Annotated in this window: 21 protein-coding genes, 6 tRNA genes and 1 riboswitch; of the genes, 7 read left to right on the top strand and 20 right to left on the bottom strand. The window is 64.3% G+C overall.

Annotated elements, in window-relative coordinates:
• Window positions 1–30: 30 nt before the first annotated feature.
• The 5 genes from trpC to hisI form a co-directional block, all read right to left on the bottom strand.
• Entirely contained in the window at window positions 31–852 is an 822-nt protein-coding gene (trpC, locus tag AC50X5_RS11520) for an indole-3-glycerol phosphate synthase TrpC (protein WP_494976239.1), read from the bottom strand.
• Window positions 852–1,139, bottom strand: coding sequence for an HGxxPAAW family protein (locus AC50X5_RS11525; protein ID WP_494976240.1), 288 nt, complete (start codon window positions 1,137–1,139; stop codon window positions 852–854). Before AC50X5_RS11525 ends, trpC begins: the two co-directional genes overlap by 1 nt.
• A gap of 116 nt (window positions 1,140–1,255) precedes the next feature.
• The gene (locus tag AC50X5_RS11530) at window positions 1,256–1,873 is read right to left on the bottom strand and encodes a Trp biosynthesis-associated membrane protein (RefSeq protein WP_494976397.1); all 618 of its coding nucleotides are present in this window, start codon (window positions 1,871–1,873) and stop codon (window positions 1,256–1,258) included.
• On the bottom strand, window positions 1,870–3,459 hold the full coding sequence (locus AC50X5_RS11535) for an anthranilate synthase component I (protein ID WP_494976241.1): 1,590 nt from the start codon (window positions 3,457–3,459) through the stop codon (window positions 1,870–1,872). The genes AC50X5_RS11530 and AC50X5_RS11535 overlap by 4 nt, the downstream gene beginning before the upstream one ends.
• Window positions 3,460–3,524: 65 nt before the next feature.
• On the bottom strand, window positions 3,525–3,929 hold the full coding sequence (gene hisI, locus AC50X5_RS11540; protein WP_494976242.1) for a phosphoribosyl-AMP cyclohydrolase: 405 nt from the start codon (window positions 3,927–3,929) through the stop codon (window positions 3,525–3,527).
• Between the two features lie 77 nt (window positions 3,930–4,006).
• Here hisI and AC50X5_RS11545 point away from each other — a divergent pair, with 77 nt between their 5' ends.
• The gene (locus AC50X5_RS11545) at window positions 4,007–4,651 is read left to right on the top strand and encodes a TIGR03085 family metal-binding protein (protein ID WP_494976243.1); all 645 of its coding nucleotides are present in this window, start codon (window positions 4,007–4,009) and stop codon (window positions 4,649–4,651) included.
• Between the two features lie 103 nt (window positions 4,652–4,754).
• Here AC50X5_RS11545 and hisF read toward each other — a convergent pair whose 3' ends face one another.
• From hisF to AC50X5_RS11620, 15 genes are all read right to left on the bottom strand, one after another.
• Window positions 4,755–5,531 (bottom strand): imidazole glycerol phosphate synthase subunit HisF, encoded by a 777-nt coding sequence (gene hisF / locus AC50X5_RS11550; RefSeq protein ID WP_494976244.1) that lies wholly within the window; start codon window positions 5,529–5,531, stop codon window positions 4,755–4,757.
• 34 nt (window positions 5,532–5,565) lie between these two features.
• Window positions 5,566–6,426 carry an ATP phosphoribosyltransferase gene (hisG, locus tag AC50X5_RS11555; RefSeq protein ID WP_493985621.1) on the bottom strand — a complete coding sequence of 287 codons (861 nt, stop codon included), beginning with the start codon at window positions 6,424–6,426 and terminating at the stop codon, window positions 5,566–5,568.
• An 87-nt stretch (window positions 6,427–6,513) separates the two neighbouring features.
• Window positions 6,514–6,777 (bottom strand): phosphoribosyl-ATP diphosphatase, encoded by a 264-nt coding sequence (locus tag AC50X5_RS11560; RefSeq protein WP_463937672.1) that lies wholly within the window; start codon window positions 6,775–6,777, stop codon window positions 6,514–6,516.
• 107 nt (window positions 6,778–6,884) lie between these two features.
• Window positions 6,885–7,370 (bottom strand): 6,7-dimethyl-8-ribityllumazine synthase, encoded by a 486-nt coding sequence (ribH, locus tag AC50X5_RS11565; protein ID WP_494976245.1) that lies wholly within the window; start codon window positions 7,368–7,370, stop codon window positions 6,885–6,887.
• Window positions 7,371–7,444: 74 nt separating this feature from the next.
• A complete protein-coding gene (gene ribA / locus AC50X5_RS11570; protein WP_494976398.1) occupies window positions 7,445–8,131 on the bottom strand; it encodes a GTP cyclohydrolase II in 687 nt (228 codons plus the stop codon).
• Between the two features lie 50 nt (window positions 8,132–8,181).
• Window positions 8,182–8,910 carry a 3,4-dihydroxy-2-butanone-4-phosphate synthase gene (gene ribB, locus AC50X5_RS11575; protein WP_494976246.1) on the bottom strand — a complete coding sequence of 243 codons (729 nt, stop codon included), beginning with the start codon at window positions 8,908–8,910 and terminating at the stop codon, window positions 8,182–8,184.
• Window positions 8,911–8,918: 8 nt separating this feature from the next.
• Window positions 8,919–9,548, bottom strand: coding sequence for a riboflavin synthase (locus AC50X5_RS11580; RefSeq protein WP_494976399.1), 630 nt, complete (start codon window positions 9,546–9,548; stop codon window positions 8,919–8,921).
• The gene (gene ribD / locus AC50X5_RS11585; RefSeq protein WP_494976247.1) at window positions 9,548–10,696 is read right to left on the bottom strand and encodes a bifunctional diaminohydroxyphosphoribosylaminopyrimidine deaminase/5-amino-6-(5-phosphoribosylamino)uracil reductase RibD; all 1,149 of its coding nucleotides are present in this window, start codon (window positions 10,694–10,696) and stop codon (window positions 9,548–9,550) included. Before ribD ends, AC50X5_RS11580 begins: the two co-directional genes overlap by 1 nt.
• Entirely contained in the window at window positions 10,693–11,406 is a 714-nt protein-coding gene (pnuC, locus tag AC50X5_RS11590) for a nicotinamide riboside transporter PnuC (RefSeq protein ID WP_494976248.1), read from the bottom strand. Before pnuC ends, ribD begins: the two co-directional genes overlap by 4 nt.
• A gap of 95 nt (window positions 11,407–11,501) precedes the next feature.
• A riboswitch (FMN riboswitch) is annotated at window positions 11,502–11,649 on the bottom strand.
• A 74-nt stretch (window positions 11,650–11,723) separates the two neighbouring features.
• Window positions 11,724–12,401, bottom strand: coding sequence for a ribulose-phosphate 3-epimerase (rpe, locus tag AC50X5_RS11595; RefSeq protein ID WP_494976249.1), 678 nt, complete (start codon window positions 12,399–12,401; stop codon window positions 11,724–11,726).
• 36 nt (window positions 12,402–12,437) lie between these two features.
• Window positions 12,438–14,012: an RsmB/NOP family class I SAM-dependent RNA methyltransferase gene (locus tag AC50X5_RS11600; protein ID WP_494976250.1), complete on the bottom strand. Its 1,575-nt coding sequence runs from the start codon at window positions 14,010–14,012 to the stop codon at window positions 12,438–12,440.
• Window positions 14,009–14,929: a methionyl-tRNA formyltransferase gene (gene fmt, locus AC50X5_RS11605; protein WP_494976251.1), complete on the bottom strand. Its 921-nt coding sequence runs from the start codon at window positions 14,927–14,929 to the stop codon at window positions 14,009–14,011. The genes AC50X5_RS11600 and fmt overlap by 4 nt, the downstream gene beginning before the upstream one ends.
• Window positions 14,926–15,528: a peptide deformylase gene (gene def / locus AC50X5_RS11610; protein WP_494976252.1), complete on the bottom strand. Its 603-nt coding sequence runs from the start codon at window positions 15,526–15,528 to the stop codon at window positions 14,926–14,928. The genes fmt and def overlap by 4 nt, the downstream gene beginning before the upstream one ends.
• Window positions 15,529–15,605: 77 nt before the next feature.
• Window positions 15,606–16,472: a cytochrome gene (locus tag AC50X5_RS11615; RefSeq protein ID WP_494976253.1), complete on the bottom strand. Its 867-nt coding sequence runs from the start codon at window positions 16,470–16,472 to the stop codon at window positions 15,606–15,608.
• 92 nt (window positions 16,473–16,564) lie between these two features.
• Window positions 16,565–16,636 (bottom strand) — tRNA-Val (locus tag AC50X5_RS11620).
• A gap of 251 nt (window positions 16,637–16,887) precedes the next feature.
• On the opposite strand from AC50X5_RS11620, the gene AC50X5_RS11625 reads away from it, so the two are divergent.
• The 6 genes from AC50X5_RS11625 (at window position 16,888) to AC50X5_RS11650 (ending at window position 17,838) form a co-directional block, all read left to right on the top strand.
• Window positions 16,888–16,960 (top strand) — tRNA-Gly (locus AC50X5_RS11625).
• Window positions 16,961–17,007: 47 nt separating this feature from the next.
• A tRNA-Cys gene (locus AC50X5_RS11630) sits at window positions 17,008–17,078 on the top strand.
• A 40-nt stretch (window positions 17,079–17,118) separates the two neighbouring features.
• Window positions 17,119–17,193, top strand: a tRNA-Val gene (locus tag AC50X5_RS11635).
• 22 nt (window positions 17,194–17,215) lie between these two features.
• A tRNA-Gly gene (locus tag AC50X5_RS11640) sits at window positions 17,216–17,288 on the top strand.
• 39 nt (window positions 17,289–17,327) lie between these two features.
• Window positions 17,328–17,399: transfer RNA gene (locus AC50X5_RS11645), tRNA-Val, on the top strand.
• Between the two features lie 217 nt (window positions 17,400–17,616).
• Window positions 17,617–17,838 (top strand): antitoxin, encoded by a 222-nt coding sequence (locus AC50X5_RS11650; protein WP_494976254.1) that lies wholly within the window; start codon window positions 17,617–17,619, stop codon window positions 17,836–17,838.
• Window positions 17,839–18,007: the final 169 nt, after the last annotated feature.

Genomic DNA, 18,007 nt, shown 5'->3' on the forward strand with positions numbered 1-18,007 from the left:
AGCAGCTACGCTGCAGCTCCCGGGGCTTGTTCAGGCGCGGGAAGCGATAGCAGCCGCGCCGGCACTGGCAAACTCGGCAATGCGCGCACGCGGTGTTGCGTCGCTGACCAGGGCCTCCCCCACCAGGATGGCGTTGGCGCCGTTGCCGGCGTAGTGCCGCACGTCATCAACGTCGCGGACGCCGGACTCGGCGACCACCACTGCCTCCGCCGGAATGGCCCCGGCGAGGGTGGCGAAAACGGAACGGTCGACGTCGAGGGTTTTGAGGTTACGCACGTTGACGCCGATGATCCGGGCCTCAGCAGCAATGGCGCGCTCAATTTCCCCGGCGGTATGGGTCTCCACCAGGACATTCATGCCCAGCTCATGGCTCAGCGCGCTGAATTCCTGCAGCTGGGCGTCAGACAACGAGGCCACGATGAGCAGAATAAGGTCCGCTCCGTGGGCCCGAGCTTCCCAGATCTGGTATTCGTCCAGCGTGAAGTCCTTGCGCAGCAAGGGAACGTCCACCCGGGAGCGAACGGCGTCCAGATCAGCCAGGGAGCCGTGGAAGCGGCGCTGTTCCGTCAGGACGCTGATAACTGCAGCGCCGCCGTCGGCGTACTGGGCAGCAAGCGACGCCGGATCTGAGATCGCGGCAAGCGCACCTTTTGACGGGCTGCTCCGCTTGATCTCCGCGATGACCCGGAGCTCGTTGCGGGGCTGCAGGGGACCTCCCAAGGCCGCCCAGGCATCCCGGGCAGGAGCAGCTGCGGCTGCCCTGTCCTTGAGTTCAGCCAGCGATACCAACCGCTGCCTGGCCTCCATATCCTCCCTGACACCGGCGTTGATGTCATCGAGAACAGTTGCCATCAGTGGCCGGAGTTTTTCAGCTTGCTGCCGCCGACGCCGTAGCCCACCTTGCGAAGGATGTAGCCGACGATCAGGCCGATGAACATCACGGCAATTCCGGCAACGAAGATCGGGGTGCTGGCGATCACGAAGGCGATCGAGGCAATCAAACCGCCCGCCAGCATGATGAACACACAAGTCCAGGCTGCCGGGCTGTTACCGTGGCCGATTTCAACACTGTGATCGACGCCGTGCTCGGTCTTCGCCGACTGGTTGGTGGTGGACGCGGAAACAGGGGCTTTGCTCATGGGAATCTCCTCAGGATGAATACTGCTTACATTCTGCCATTTTTTGTACCGTGCTTGGTGACGGTCGGTGCTGCATGACCGGCTGCGCAAAGGGCGCCCCGCCTGCCGCAGGGGGATCAGGTGGGATCGTCGCCCCGCGACAACCGGTCCCAGGTGTCAATGTCGTCCACCGGCCCGCTGGGCGCTGCTCCACCCGTAGCGGGTTTCGCATCGAAGCGGGTGCGCGTCTTCCAGTACCGGCCGGCCGGCACCAGTGCGAGGGCAACACAACCGAGAAGGACGCCTGCCGCAATAGCCAGGACCGGGAAGGCGGACACACTGACCTCGGCGGTGCCGCCGGAAACTCCTGTGGCTTCCGCAATGGCGCCCTGGGCGGCCGCCAGCGGATCAGCCATCACAGTACCCGCGGCAGCGACGATGCCCGCGGCAGCGAGGCCTATCAATACGGCAATAACCCAGCGGCCCACGCGCCCCGCTATGGAAGCCGCGATGCCTCCGGCCAAGGCAACGAGTGCCAGCGCTGTCACCGCGGTGGCCGCTTTATTTCCCGCCACCTCGAGTTCGGAGCCGAGCCCCTGGCCCAACTGCCCGGGATCAAGCTGTACGGTCAGCCAGGTCTGGGTTGTTGTGCCAAAAGCTGCCAGCGCCAGGAGCGTGACCGCCAGGACCAGGAACGGCCGGCGGGCCCAGCGTGGCGGAGCCGCATTCTTGGCCTGGACGGCGCCGGACACTATTGTGCCGCCCGCGGGTCTGATGCCCCGGCAGGATCCCGGATCAGGACGGACTCCGCCGTGATGTCATGCAGGGAACCGGCAGTGTGTACGGCGCGCAGGGGTGCGGCTGCCTTGTTGACTGTTTCAAGGGCCTCTGCCGGATTGCTGGAATCAGCGACGATGCCGCCGCCTGCCTGGACGTAGGCGCGGCCTTCACGCAGCAGCGCGGAGCGGATGGCGATGGCCATGTCCATATTTCCTGCGAAGTCCAGATATCCGACGACGCCGCCATAGATCCCACGGCGGTGCGGCTCCAGCTCATCCAGGAGCCGCAGCGCGCGGGGCTTGGGTGCCCCGGAGAGCGTACCTGCAGGGAAGGTCGCCTTCAGGACGTCGTAGGCACTGGCTCCCGGGGCAAGCTTGCCCACGACAGTGGAGACGAGGTGCATGATGTGGCTGAAGCGTTCCACCTCCATGAACTGCGAAACGTCGACGGTGCCGGCCACGCACACCTTGGACAGATCATTGCGGGACAGATCCACCAGCATCAGGTGCTCTGCCCGTTCCTTCTGATCCGCCAGGAGTTCCTCGGCCATTGCCTTGTCTGCCTCGACAGTCTTGCCACGCGGCCTGGACCCCGCGATGGGGTGGGTAATGACGTCGTCGCCGGTCACCGTGACCAGTGCCTCCGGTGAGGACCCAACAATGGAATACTCCCGGCCATCGGCGTCGGCCAGGCTGAAGATGTACATATAGGGGCTCGGGTTGGTATTTCGCAGCACGCGGTAGACATCCAGCGCAGAGCCACCGCACTCCATCTCGAAGCGCCGGGAGATGACAACCTGGAACACCTCGCCGTCAACGATGGCTTCCTTACCCCGGTCCAGCGCTGCAAGGTACTCCGATTCCTCCCAGCGTTCCTGCACGCTGGAAGCGAAATCCGCACCCTGGGGATCCAGCACGGACACCGGCTGCCGGATGGGCGTGGCCACCCGCTCAAGCAGGGATTTGATGCGCGCGACGGCGTCATGCCAGGCGTCGTCGACGCGTTCCGAAGTGTCGTCAAAGTTGATGGCATTGGCGATCAACATGACGGTTCCGTCCACGTTGTCATGCACAGCCATGTCAGTGACGAGGTTGAGCGCCAGCTCCGGCAGGTTGAGGTCGTCTTCAGGAGGGCTGGTGAGCTTCTCCCAGTGCCGTACGGACTCCCACCCCAGGAAGCCGACCAACCCCGAGGTGAAGGGAGGGAGGCCCTCAAAGCGTTCTGTCTGCAGGGCCGCGATGGTGTTCCGGACAGCATCCACGGGGTTTCCCTCCAGGGGCACGCCTGCAGGCGGCTCGCCGAGCCAGTGCGCCGCTCCATCCTTGGTGGTGAGCGTGGCCCGGGACCTGGCACCGATGAATGAGTAACGCGACCAGGCTCCGCCCACCGCAGCTGATTCCATCAGGAACGTACCCGGCTGGCCCTGCGCCAGCTTGCGGTACAGGCCGATGGGGGTCTCAGCGTCCGCCAACACCTTCAAGTGGACAGGGATGACCCGCCGGGTCGCGGCCAGTTCACGAAACTCCGCCAGCCCGGGGCTGATGATTCCAAGGTCCTGCATAGCTGTGCTTCCGCCTGTTCTTGTCATGCTGTCTAAAGTGCCGCTCAGGGGTGCCTTGCGGGCAGTCAGTCCTGCTGGCTGGCCGTGGCGCCGAGGTCCCGGCCGTCGAAGCAGGTCCGCGTGCCCGTGTGGCAGGCAGCACCTACCTGGTCCACGCGTACCAGGAGGGCGTCGCCGTCGCAGTCAAGGGCAACGGACTTGACCCACTGCACGTGGCCGGAGGTGTCGCCCTTGCGCCAGTACTCCTGACGGGAACGCGAATAGAACGTAACGCGGCCGCTGCTCAGGGTCCGGCTCAGGGCTTCGTCGTCCATCCAGCCCAACATCAAAACCTCGTTGGTGTCGAACTGCTGGACGATCGCAGCGACGAGCCCTGCGGCGTCGCGCTTCAGGGCACCGGAAATGGCATCCGGAAGGGCACCGGACAGGGTGCCGCCGGGAGAATTGATAGGGGCGGGTTGCTCTGACATCAGCTCAAGTCTAGTGCCTTGCCCGGCGGCGCCCGCCGCTGCACATCTGCGGCCTTCTCGTGCTAGTTTCACAAGTGATGCATTTCGTCGACCCGTCCCGAGAAGTCCTGGCCGAAACCCTCCTTGCGGCCGGACCTGACTCCCCCACGCTCTGCGCCGGGTGGCAGACCCGCGATCTTGCTTCCCACCTTTACCTTCGCGAACGCAAAATCGCCGTCGGACTGGGCCTTGTCTTCAAGAGTCTTGCAAAGGCTTCCGAGGCCGCCACCAACAAGCTGGCCGATCAATCAGCCTCTGTTGAGGAGTACACGCGGCTGGTCAACAGCTTCCGCGCCGGGCCTCCTGCGTTGTCGCCCATGAACATCAAGGCCCTCGACGAAAGCTCCAACCTCATCGAGTATTTCGTGCATACCGAGGACGTCCGGCGCGCCGGCGACAGGTGGGCGCCCCGCGCCCTCGACGAGGCCTACTCCGATGCGTTATGGGCGGAATTGATCAAGCGCGCAGCCATCCTGTACCGCGGCGTGGACCTTGGCATCGTCCTGGTCCGGCCCTCCGGTCCCCGTCACGTCGCCAAGCGGGCGCCGGTATCAGTGGCGATCGTTGGCGAACCCGGCGAACTCCTCATGCATGCCCATGGCCGGACGCAGCACGCCCTGGTGACCTTCGAAGGCCAGCCGGACGCCGTCGCGCTGTTGCAGTCAGCCGAAGTCGGCCTGTAGGTTTCGACAAGCTCAACCACCGGTGATCGAGCTTGTCGACATCCGGTTTCGACAAGCTCGCCGCCGGGGATCGAGCTTGCGAGGAGAGGGCGCGGGTGGGGCCTTAGCGGACCTCGAAGCCTGCGGCCCTGATGGCATCTTTGACCTGGGACATCATGTTGTCCGGTCCCCAGTGGAAGATCGACGCCGCAAGCACCGCATCTGCGCCGGCGTCCACCGCGGGCGGAAAGTGTGCCGGTTCCCCGGCGCCGCCGGAAGCAATGATGGGCACCTTGACGGCCGCCCGCACAAGGCGGATCAGTTCAAGGTCGAAGCCGTCCTTGGTGCCGTCGGCATCGATGGAGTTCAGCAGGATCTCGCCCACCCCCCGGTCAGCGGCCTCGCGGGCCCAGGCAACGGCGTCGATCCCGGTCCCCTGCCGGCCACCGTGGGTGGTGACTTCGAATCCGGATGGCGTGGGCGCAGAGCCGGGCCTGGTTCGGCGGGCGTCTACGGAGAGCACCAGGACCTGGGAACCGAAGTGCCGGCTGATCTCGTCGATGACGTCGGGGCGTGCGACCGCTGCGGTATTGATGGAGGCCTTGTCTGCGCCGAAACGCAGGAGCTTGTCCACTTCCGCCACTCCCCTGACCCCGCCGCCCACGGTCAATGGGATGAAGACTTCCTCCGCGGTGCGGCGGACGACGTCGAAGGTGGTTTCGCGGTTGCCCGAGGACGCCGTAACGTCCAGGAAGGTCAGTTCGTCCGCACCGGCGTTGTCGTAGCGGTGCGCCAGCTCCACCGGATCGCCGGCGTCGCGGAGGCCCTCAAAGTTAATGCCTTTCACAACCCGGCCCGCGTCAACGTCCAGGCAGGGAATGACGCGTACGGCTACAGCCATGTGCTTCTCCTTGAAGTCAGCAGGATTTCAGTGCTCAGATCCGGCAGGCGTGGATGCTGCTGACCAGGATGGCGCGGGCACCAAGATCGTAGAGTTCGTCCATGATGCGGTTGGTCTCCTTTTTGGGGACCATGGAGCGCACGGCTACCCATTCAGAATCACGCAACGGCGAGACGGTAGGCGATTCCAGTCCGGGAGTCAGCGCTGCCGCCTGCTCCACGAGTTCCTTGCGGATGTCGTAATCCATCAGCACATATTGGCGGGCCACCAGCACGCCCTGCAGGCGGCGGATCAGGACCTCGATCTCCTTTGCGGTGCCGTTGGCGGCTCCGCCCTGGCCGGTGCGCCTGATCAGCACGGCCTCGGACTTGAGGATGGGCTCCCCGAAAATTTCCATCCCGGCGGCTTTGAGCGTGTTCCCGGTTTCCACGACGTCGGCAATCGCGTCCGCGACACCCAGCCGCACCGATGACTCAACGGCGCCATCGAGCCGGACCACCTGCGCGTTGATGCCCCGTTCTTGGAGGTAGCCGCGGAGCAGGCCGTCATAGCTGGTCGCCAGGCGTTTGCCTTCAAGCTGTTCGACGCCGGCAAAGTCACCGATGGGGCCGGCGAACCGGAAGGTGGAGGCAGCAAAGCCCAGGGGGAGCAGTTCCTCTGCTTCGACCTCGGCGTCGAGGAGGAGATCACGGCCGGTGATGCCGACGTCGAGCGTTCCTCGCCCCACGTATACGGCGATGTCGCGCGGGCGCAGGAAGAAGAATTCGATCTCATTGTCCGGATCAACCATGACAAGTTCACGGGTATCACGGCGCTGGCGGTAGCCGGCCTCGGACAGCATGGCGGAGGCGGCTTCGGACAGTGAACCTTTATTGGGAACTGCTACACGCAGCATGGGTGCTCTTTTCGTTCAGGCGTTTCTTGGGGCAAAAGTGGCCACTCGATGGCAGCGCAGGACATGGCCGTGCGGCTGCCGGGGTGGCTACAGATGCTTGTAAACGTCTTCCAGGGTGAGGCCCTTGGCGATCATCAGAACCTGCAGGTGGTACAGGAGCTGGGAGATTTCCTCGGCTGCGGCGTCATCGGATTCGTACTCGGCAGCCATCCACACCTCGGCCGCTTCCTCGACAACTTTCTTGCCGATGCCGTGCACGCCGGAATCCAATTCAGCGACGGTGCGGGAACCCTCCGGACGGGAGGCTGCCTTCTCACTCAGTTCAGCGAACAGCGACTCGAAATTCTTCACGCCCTCAAGACTACTTGCTATGGAGCCGGGCATGCCCGTTCGGCCCCAGCATGACGCCCTACTTGTGACGGACGGCACACTGGGATACCGGCGCTGGCAGCGAGCGGCTATCCGAAGGGCCGAAGCAGGACAGCAGTGGCCAGCGCCGCGGTTACCGCCTCATGGCCCTTGTCCTCGGAGGAACCGGGCAGTCCGGAACGGTCCAGCCCCTGCTGTTCGTTGTCGCAGGTGAGCACCCCGAAGCCGACCGGGACGCCAGTGTTGACACTGACGTCGGTGAGTCCCGCCGTCGCCGCCTGGCACACATACTCAAAGTGCGGGGTACCGCCACGGATGACGACACCGAGGGCCACCACGGCGTCAAAATGTGGTGCCAGCCGTGCTGCGGCGACCGGAAGTTCAAAAGCCCCCGGTACCCGAAACACTGATGGCTCCGTAATTCCAGCTTCGCCGGCAGCGCGCAGGGCGCCGTCCAGCAGCCCGTCCATGATTTCTTTGTGCCAACTCGCCGCGATGATGGCGAGCCGCAGCTGTGACGTTGAATCGCGGTCGAAAGTGGTGAGGTCGATGGTGGGTGCGCCGTGGCCGCTCATGCTGGATCCTTGTTTGTCGTTTCAGGTCAGTGGTCAGGGGGTGTACTGGTGCCGCAGCGGACGATGCCGGGCAGTCAGTCCTGTTCGTGCTGGTAAACGGCTGCGGCAGGCCCGGCAACGGCCTGTGCCCCGCCCAGGGTGAGCCGATGGTCCATCCGGTCCTTCTTGGTCTGCAGGTAACGGATGTTCTGCTCACGGGACGGGACCTCTGTGGGAACCATCTCCACCACGGCTACGCCGGCCTGTGCCAGCCGGTGTTTCTTATCCGGGTTGTTGCTGAGCAGCCTGACCTCGGTCAGGCCCATTTCCGCAAGGATCCGGGCAGCGGCGGCATACCGCCGTGCATCCACCGGCAGGCCCAGCTGCTCATTGGCTTCCACGGTGTCAAAACCCGCTTCCTGCAGGGCGTAGGCCTTGATCTTGTTGGCCAGCCCGATGCCGCGGCCTTCCTGTCCACGCAGGTAAACCAGGGTGCCGCCGTGCTTCTGGATCAGTTCCAGGGCGTAAGCCAGTTGCTCACCGCAATCGCAGCGGTAGGAGCCGAAAACGTCTCCGGTGAGGCACTCGGAATGGAGTCGCACGAGCGGCGCCTTGCCGTCCACCGGCGGGCGCGGGGAGCTCACCGTAAGGTGCTCGACGCCGGTTTCAAGGTCTGTCCAGGCCTGAGCCACAAACGTGCCGAACTCCGAAGGCAGTTGCACCACCGGTCCGCCGAGCACTGGATGCAAGCCACCGCTGGCCTCCTCGGGAGCCGGGTACATTGCTCTGGTCTCGTTACCTTCGGCGGCTTTGCCTTTGGTACCAAATACCGTCATTTCTTCTCCTCTTCCTCCACCGGAGATCCTTCCCCGGATCCTTGCGGTGGTCTGCCTGCTGCGCCTGCCGGGTAGGTACCTTCAAGATAGTCTGCCAAAGCCTCGATCGAAATTAAGGGACAGCCGTGTTCATCGGCGAATGCCCGTAATCCGTCCAGGCGCATCATTTCGCCGTCGTCGTAAACTACCTCGGCGATGACGCCCACCGGTTCCAGGCCGGCAAGCCGGCACAGGTCCACGGCCGCCTCTGTATGGCCCGGACGTTCGCGCACTCCCCCGTCAACCGCCCGAAGCGGAAATATATGCCCGGGTCGGGTCACGTCCCCGGGTGAGCTGCTGGAATCAGCAAGCACGCGGGCCGTGAGCGCACGGTCGGTAGCTGATATTCCGGTGCTCACGCCGCTCGCTGCATCGCAGGACACGGTGTAGGCGGTGCCCTTGGCATCCTCGTTCACGGCGACCATGGGCGGCAGTGCCAATGCGTCGGCGCGCTCTCCACTCAGCGGCACACAGATAACGCCTGAGGAGTGCCGGATGGTCCAGCCCATCAGCACCGGGGTGGCGTGCCGGGCGGCGAAGATGATGTCACCTTCGTTTTCCCGGTCTTCGTTGTCCACCACCAGCACGGGCAATCCTGCCGCGATGGCTCGTACAGCGTCGGCAACTGAGTCCAGGCGGGGCGCGGACGCAGCCTGGCTTTCCTGGTTTACTGTCTGTGCCGGCACGACGGTACTCACTTGCTGCCCGCGGAGGCCGGGCCGAACGCTAGGAGACGCTCGGTGTACTTCGCCAGCACGTCCACCTCAAGGTTGACCCGGCTGCCCGGCGTTTTCCGCCCCAACCCCGTCTCAGCCAGGGTGATGGGAATGAGTCCCACTTCAAACCACGGTTCGGGCGCTGGCGGTTCGCTGACCGCGGTCACCGTCAAAGAGACACCGTCAATCGCTATAGAGCCTTTTTCGGCAATGTAGCGGGCCAGGCTGGCTGGAACGCTGAACCTGAGGCGGTCCCAGTTGCCTTGTGCTTCCCGCTCCACAAGATGACCGACGCCGTCAACGTGGCCCTGTACAACATGGCCGTCCAGACGGCCTCCAGCAGGGACGCAACGCTCCAGGTTGACCGCGTCTCCGGCTGCCAACTCGCCAATGGTGCTGCGCACCAGGGTTTCCCCCATCACATCGACGCTGAATTCCTTGCCGTCAATGGTTGTGGCAGAGAGGCAAACGCCGTTAACGGCGATGGAACCGCCCGGCTCGAGTCCATCCGTCAGTCCGGGGGCGCGCAACCTGACGACGGCGCTGTCCCCGCCGTTGCGCTCGACCGCCAGGACCTCGCCCTGTTCAGCAATAATTCCTGTAAACATCATTTGCCTCCAAAGGCTTTTCCCGCGGCGGCGGGCTGTTGTGCTGTGTTTAGTGTCTGTTGTAGTGACTCGAGGGCTGCGGGCCCACCGGCCACGGTGGGCCGCAAATGGAGTTTCAGGTCCCTGCCCAGATGCTGGACAGCACCACCGTGGGCGGGATCCCAGTCCCATTGCTGCGCGTCGGTCAGGGTGGCAATGCCAAGTCCGGTAAGCGAGGACGTGCCGGAGCCCAGGAGCGTCGGTGCCAGATACACAATCAACTCGTCCACCAGGCCAGCGGACAGGAACGAACTGAGAATCGCGGAACCGCCCTCGACCATCACGTGCCGGGCGCCGGCCTGGTACAACTGCGCCAGCGCCTGGTGGGGATCGCGGGTGGCCAATTGAATAAACAATCCGTCGCGTCCACGGATTGCTGCGTTGGCGGGCACCTCCCGCAATCCCATGACTGCCCGCAGCGGCTGTTTTCGGCTGGGATTTCCGTCGGCGCCACGCGCAGTGAGCCGGGGATTGTCCACCAGTACTGTCCCGGTACCAACCAGGATGGCGTCGATCCTGCCGCGAAGTGCGTGATTGTCCGCCAGGGATTCCGGGCTGGAAATCCACTGGCTGGTCCCATCCTCGGCGGCGATCCGCGCGTCGAGGGTTTGCGCTATGTGTAGGGTTACGAACGGCCGGTGGTCAGCGACCGCCTGAAACCACTGGCGGTTGAGCTCCAGAGCCGCTCCGGCCGCCAATCCGCTGCGGACCTGAACTCCTGCCGCGCGCAAAGTTGCCGCACCACCGGCTGCAGGGTCGTGGGGATCATCAACGGCATAAACAACGTCCCTGATCCCGGCGTCGATGATGGCCTGGGCGCAGGGGCCGGTACGTCCCCAGTGGTTGCAAGGCTCAAGCGTGACCACCATGGTGGTGCCTTGCAGGTCCACGCCCTCCGCCAGTGCCAGGGCAATGGCGTCGGCCTCAGCGTGGGGGGTGCCTGCGCCGCGGTGGAAGCCTGCGGGCAGCAACCGGCCGTCCCGGCCGATGACTACGGCGCCCACCAGGGGGTTGGCTCCACGTGGACCTTGTGCCGCCGCCTGAAGTGCTGCCTCCATCGCTGCTTCTTCTACGGGCGTGAAAGCCGATACTACTGGAGCGGTACTCATTTAGCCACCATTTTCAACGCCGGGATGCCTGCCACGGTTCCGGTGGTACCTGCAGGCGCCGCCTTGGACGCCCGACGCCAGACGAAGAAACCGGCTAGTGTGAAGAACCCGTAGAAGAGGTACATGAGGGCGCTGGCGTAGTACCCCGCGCTGAACAGCAGGGGCACGCCTACTATGTCCACCGCCACCCAGATCAGCCAGAACTCCGTCCAGCCCCTGGCCATTCCGTAGGTGGCCAGCAGTGATCCCGTAAAGGTCCAGGCATCTGCCCAGACCGGCGGGTAGGAACCGAGCGCATCGAACAAGGGGGTCAGAGCGGCGGTGCCGGCAACCATGGCGAGCACCAGGATGATACGGGTGCGGGTGCCTGCCCAGACGGGAGTGATAGCCGCAGCAGCTGTTGCCGCCGGTGCCTGCCGCCGGCTCTCCTGCCAGCGATGCCAGCCATAGGCCGCGACTGCAATGAACATCACCTGACGGGACGCCTGACCCCACAAGGTGGCCGGCGTTGCTGATCCGAAAACGTTGCCCAGGAACACCGTCAGCAGGAGAAGATTGCCGGCGATGCCCACCGGCCAGGCCCAGACTTTGCGGCGCATGCCGCCAAGGGCACTGGCCAGTCCAAAAACATTTCCCAGCACTTCACGAAGAATCAGGGCAGATCCGCCAACAGGGATCTGAGCTTCGAAGAGCCACCGCAAAAGGTCCACGTGTGTGTCGTTCCTTCCCTCTAGAACCGCGATGGCTCCGGGGGTATACGACAGCGAAATAACCCGACGCAGGTTGCGCGCCGGAAAATACAGCTGTACGTGCTTCTCTCATCCAGACTTTAACTGTCGGTACCGGAGTTTCACCAGTTCAACCGTCCGCCACACCCTCCACTGGAGGATGCGGCTCGCGGGTCGCGGACTATCACCGCCGGTTCGGACTTACACCGACCCCGGAGCACGTATGTGTCTTGTCATTGTGCCACAACAGGGCAGGCCTGCTGGCTATTCCCGCACCCGCAGCGTAACAAGCCGGTGTACTAGTGGCCCGCCCTCAACCCGGCGCTGAGACCAGCTTTGCGCAGGCGGGTAATCGCGGCGGCAGGATCGTCGGCACCATAAACCGATGATCCTGCGACAAACACATTTGCCCCGGCTTCCGCGGCGCGAAGGATGGTCTCCTCCGTAATGCCGCCATCCACCTGCAGCGCAACAGAGGCTCCGGAGCCGTCGATTGCAGCGCGCGCCCTCCGGATCTTGGGCAGTGTCAGGTCCAGGAATGCCTGGCCGCCGAAGCCGGGCTCAACGGTCATGATCAGCAGCATGTCCAACTCCGTCAACATGTCCAGATACGGCTCGACGGCGGTAGCCGGGCGCAGTGCCATGCCCGCCTTCGAACCCCGGGAACGGAGCTCGCGGGCCAGTTTCACCGGCGCCAGCGCCGCCTCCGCGTGGAAAGTCACTGACGCCACGCCGGCGTCCGCATATTCGGGAGCCCAGCGGTCGGCGTCGGAAATCATCAGGTGCACATCCAGCGGGACCGGGCTGACGGCCTGGATCCGCTTCACCACGGGAAGCCCCAGGGTCAGGTTGGGCACAAAGTGATTGTCCATGACGTCCACATGGACGGAATCGGCGTTGCTGATGCGGGCCAGCTCGGATTCAAGGTTGACGAAGTCAGCGGAGAGGATGCTCGGGTTGATGCAGCATTCGGTCATGTGGCGGCCTTTCGGTCAGGGCTGGGCGTCAGGACTTCAGAGTTTCTTCCGGATGAGGGCAAGGAACATGGCGTCGGTCTGGTGGACGTGCGGCCACAACTGCGCTGTCTGCTCATGCCCGGCATCAAGGGAACCCGGCAGACTGACGGAATCCAGAACGGCGCCTGCATCCAGCAGTTCCAGGTCCTCACGCTTGCGCAGGGCATCGCTGACCACCGCAGTGGTCTCCGCGGGGTGCGGCGAGCATGTCACGTAGGCCACCACTCCGCCCGGGCGGACAGCGTCAATGGCAGAGTTCAGCAGTTCGCGCTGCAGGGGGCCAAGGTCCGCCAGGTCCTTGGGAGTACGGCGCCACCGCGATTCCGGGCGCCGGCGCAGGGCGCCGAGGCCGCTGCACGGAACATCCACCAACACCCGGTCAAAGGTCTCTGCATAAGCAGTCCCGACATCGCGCCCGTCCCCCGTGCGCACGCTCCAGGTTTCCGCGGGGACGGCGGCCAGGGCCTGGCTGACCAGCTTGGCTCGATGGGGCGCGGGTTCGTTGGCCAGCAACGTGGCTCCTGAGCGACGCGCCAGGGCAGCGAGCAACGCCGCCTTTCCGCCAGGTCCGGCACAGAGGTCGAGCCAGGCTTCGGCCTTGTTGTCAGAACCCGGCTCCGTGCCCGCCTTCGGCTCGATGTCCGCTGCTGCCAGCGCACGGGCCACCAGCTGGGATCCGACGTCCTGGACCCTGGTGCTTCCTTCGCGGATGGAAGCAAGCCGGCCGAGGTCGCCGCCGCTGCTGAGTGCGGAGCCTTCCACCAGCTCTCCGGGAATGGCGCCGCCTTCGAGGGCCTCGTCAAGGCTGCCGAGTCCCGGCAGGGCCACCAGGTTCACCACGGGAGCGGCGTTGTCCGCCTCCAGGAGCCGGTCGATATCGGAGGCCGGCCGGCCATGGGCCACCAGGGACTGCCGCATGGCGCGGACAATCCACTCCGGGTGGGCAAATCTGAGGGACGCAATCCGAGTCGGATCGGTCTCCCCACTGACCAGTTCCCCAAGCCACTCCTCCATGGTCCGGGCTGCCACCTTCCGGAGCACGGCGTTGACCAGCGCACCCGGACCGGCGCCAATCACTGCACGGGCAAGCCCCACCGTCTGGTCAAGGGCGGCATGCGCCGGGACGCGCATGGCCAGCAACTGGTGGACACCGATCCGCAAAGCGTCAAGAATCGCGGGATCCAGCTGGTCCAGCGGACGGTCCACACAGCGGGCCAGGATGGCGTCATACGTCCCCTGGCCACGCAGCGCGCCGTAGGTCAGTTCGGTGGCGAAGCCTGCATCCCGGCGGTCAAGGTGGTGGTGGCGGATCCGGGACGGCAGCACCAGGTTGGCATACGCGTCCTCGGTAGCCACAGCGCGGAGGACCTCAAAGGCCACCAGCCGGGCAGGATCGGCACGCCGGGTGCGCTGCGACGGAGCGTTCTCGGTGAAACTGCGCTGGGTGCTGCGGTTCCGCTCCCGTCCCTGGGCACTGCGCCGAACTCCACCACCCTTGCCGTTGCTGCGCTCCTGGCCACCGTTACCCCGATTGCCGCCGCTGTTGCGGCCTGAGTCTGCAGATCCGCTCATTCGAACACCACGCTTTCATTGGAGGCCATTCCACGGGCCCAATCAGCCGCGGCCATCATCTTCTTGCCGGCAGGCTGGACCCTGGTTAATTCCACCGGATGGGAGCCTGTGCCCACCAGGACGGCTTTACCGCGGAGTTCAACCCGGCCCGGGGGCAGGTCCCCTGCACCGGGGTCCGGCCTGACTGGTTCGAGTTTGACCCGCTGGCCCGCCAGCGAGGTCCAGCCGCCCGGCTCAGGAGTCACCCCGCGGATCTGCCGGTCGATGGCCAGGGCCGGCTGCTGCCAGTCAACCCGGCCATCTTCGAGGGAAAGCTTGGGTGCGAGGGTCACATCGCCCTGCTGCGGCACCGGGCTGGCCTGCCCGGCGTCGATGGCTGACAGGGTCTGGGCCAACAAAACAGCACCGCTGCGGGATAACCGATCCAGCAGCTCACCGGAGGTGTCCCTGGGCCCGACTGCTTCGGTGAGCGTACCGAAGACTGGCCCGGTGTCCAGCCCTTCTTCGAGCCTGAACGTGACGGCGCCCGTGACATCATCACCGGCCATGATGGAGCGCTGGACCGGGCCCGCGCCCCGCCAGGCGGGAAGGAGTGAAAAGTGGAGGTTGACCCAGCCGTGCTGCGGGACAGCCAGCGCAGGCCGTGGAATTAAGCCTCCGTAGGCCACGATTGCAGCAACATCAGGCGCGGCCCCGGCAATTTGTGCCGTGACGTCGGCGTCGACCTTCGCGGCCCTGATGACCGGGATCCCAAGTTCTTCTGCCCGCGCGGCAACCGGCGACGGCGTCATCACCCGTTTGCGTCCCAGCGGCGCGTCCGGCCGGGTCAATACAGCGACAACATCGAATCCCGCTTGGATCAGGGCGTCCAGGGAGGGAACGGCCACCGCCGGTGTTCCGGCAAAAAGTACCCTCATGAACCGGCGCCGAATGAGCCGCCGCCGAAGCTGCCGGCGGCCGGCCCGGAGGCTCCGAAACTTGAACCGACAGTCTTGGCGCGTTGTGACGTCGTGCGTTCTGCAACATTGGCATAGTTGGCGTTGCGGATGGACCGCAGGGCTGCCGTCCGGTCCTCGCCCTCAAGGCGATCGGTGAAGAGGATGCCATCGAGGTGATCGGTTTCATGCTGGAAGCAGCGTGCCAGCATTCCCTCCCCTTCCAGTGACACCGGGTTGCCGTGAATGTCGACTCCGGTGACCTTGGTGCTGCGGAAACGCCGGACCGGGAAGCCCAGGCCGGGGATAGACAGACACCCCTCCACCTGGTCCGGCTGGAAATCGTCGCTGTTTTCAAGGACTGGATTAACGATATGGCCCTCGACACCGTCGATCCGGTAGGTGAAGACCCGCTGGCTGATTCCTACCTGCGGCGCTGCCAGACCTGCGCCATCAACGTCTTCCATGGTTTCCGTCATATCGGCAACCAGTTTGGCCAGCTCGGGCCCAAACTCCGTCACGGGATCGGCTACCGTGCGGAGCACAGGATCGCCGATGATGCGAATAGTAAGAATGGCCATGAAAAGTTAATCCTTAGGGGTGGCGGAATACAGGAGCCAATCCAGTTTAGTTCCTGGCGGATACAGCGGGAGCCCCGCTAGGCCCGGGGACTTCCTGCCGGCACGAAGGCCGGTGGCGCAACGGGCAGCAGGGGGTTGCCCGCGTTAAGCGCATCCGCGGACAGTTCCCAGACGCGGCGCAGGGCGCAGAACTTCCACCAGTAATGCTTCAGGACCTCGGGATTGGCCCGGACCGGGCGGACCTCCGTTTCTCCGATGGCGACGGCCAGCAGCAGGGGGGCCTCGCCGTACTTCCAAGGCTCCCACTCCCCGGCGACGCCATCTACCAGGCTCTCTTCCGCCTTCATGCCTGCCACCAGCTGCATCACCACCTTTGCATCGAGTGGTTTAACAGTGCCGTCCCTGCTGGTGCCCTTGGTCTTATAGTCGATCAGGCAGATCCTGCCGTTGATCCTGGCCACGAGGTCCAGGGTGCCCGCGTAGCCTACAGTCTGGTTCCAGACGGTGATCTCCGGCGCCAAGGGCTCCACCTGGTACAGATCCCACCATTCATCGAACCGCGCCGCAAAACCTTCTTCGCCATTGGCGGCCAGTGCGGCCCGGGCTTCCTTCATGGTGTGCGGACGCCCGAGGGCGCGCAGGGCGACCTGTTCGCAGTACCCGTGCACCCGGTCCCCACGTTTCGCGGCACCATCGCGGTAAGTCTCCGCCGCTTTCGCAGCTCTGTTCACGGCCTGCTTCAGCTTGGCCGGACTGCCCAGCGACTCGGCCAGGAGGGGATCCTGCGCCAGGCCGTTAGCGGCCATGTAGCCGAACCACCCATCAAGGCCGTGAGGCTGCTGGCCAATAACGGTAGTGATGGACGGGACGGTATAGGGCGCGGTGGTGGAGCGCGCGTACATGCGGCCATATTCAGTAGCGTGGGCCAATAACGGAGCGGTCATGCAATGACTCTTTCACAAGGGACTGACAAAAACCCGGGCACAAAAAAGTCCGCCCGATACTGCAAACAGTAAAAGGCGGACTCTTTGATCGGTGGGCGATACTGGGTTCGAACCAGTGACCTCTTCGGTGTGAACGAAGCGCGCTACCACTGCGCCAATCGCCCTGATGCCTTTGAATGCTAGCTGACCCGGAACTGATTTGGAAATCGGGCCGGAATCACCGCGGCGCCCAGGGTCCAGCACGCCCAAATTACATGGATGTAATTCGTCTCAGCCGCGGAATTTCAAGGATTTTGAGCCCTTCCGCGACGTGAGAGACGGCTTGATTTGGAGAATCCGTGAACCTCCTATAGAGTTCTTACTCGTTGGAAAGCGAGGGAATGCCGGCTGCGGCAGTGATCCCGGACTCCAAAATGCGGACGTAGCTCAGCTGGTAGAGCACCACCTTGCCAAGGTGGATGTCGCGAGTTCGAATCTCGTCGTCCGCTCGTAGGACACTGTCACGGCAAAGGTTCTTCGGGACCAATGCCTACATGGTGGGTTGGCCGAGAGGCGAGGCAGCGGCCTGCAAAGCCGTTTACACGGGTTCGAATCCCGTACCCACCTCGGTGAAAACCATGGTTTCCGGATTACTCCGGTGAGCATTGGGCGATTGGCGCAGCGGTAGCGCGCTTCCCTGACACGGAAGAGGTCACTGGTTCGATCCCAGTATCGCCCACCAGGCAAGGAAACTTGCTTCTTTTGCGGACGTAGCTCAGCTGGTAGAGCACCACCTTGCCAAGGTGGATGTCGCGAGTTCGAATCTCGTCGTCCGCTCTCTGCTGGGGAAAGCAACTGGTTTACGACCGGAACTCCGGGCGATTGGCGCAGCGGTAGCGCGCTTCCCTGACACGGAAGAGGTCACTGGTTCGATCCCAGTATCGCCCACTCCCACTGAACGCCTCCACCTGATGACGAGAGTCAACAGGATGGAGGCTTTTTTGTGCCTTTCACTTGCCGGTTCGCCGGCAATCCCCTGGTCCCTTCCTGTTCGCCCTTGGCGCATCCTCGTGGCAGTGCACGGAATTCCTTGGCTCCCTGCTGCCCCGGAGCTAGGATCGATAGTGGAGGAGCGAACTGGCTCCGCAACTGAAGGGAGGTGCTCGTGGGACTAATTGACAGTCTTAAGGGCAAGGCTCAGGGTCTCATCCACGGCAACGAACAGGCCATCAAGGATGGAATCACAAAGGCCGGTGACTTCGTCGATTCCAGGACCGGCGGCAAGTACTCCGGCCACATCGACTCCGTCCAGAATGGCGCCTCTAACTTGGTTGACAAGTCAGACGGCAAGCCTGGTGAGGCTCCGGCTACCGAGCAGACTCCGTAACGGCAGTTACACGGTAATCCTGGGATTGCCCTAGAACGTCAACAGGGTGCAGATCCCGCCGGGAGGCGGCGTCTGCACCCTCGTCGTTTAACTTCCCGTGCAGCTAACCAGTTCGTTCGGCAGGGCAAGCTACGGAATCCACCGTCCGGGTACCGGAGGGTAATCTTGC

This window comes from Pseudarthrobacter sp. MDT1-40-2, assembly GCF_059383595.1.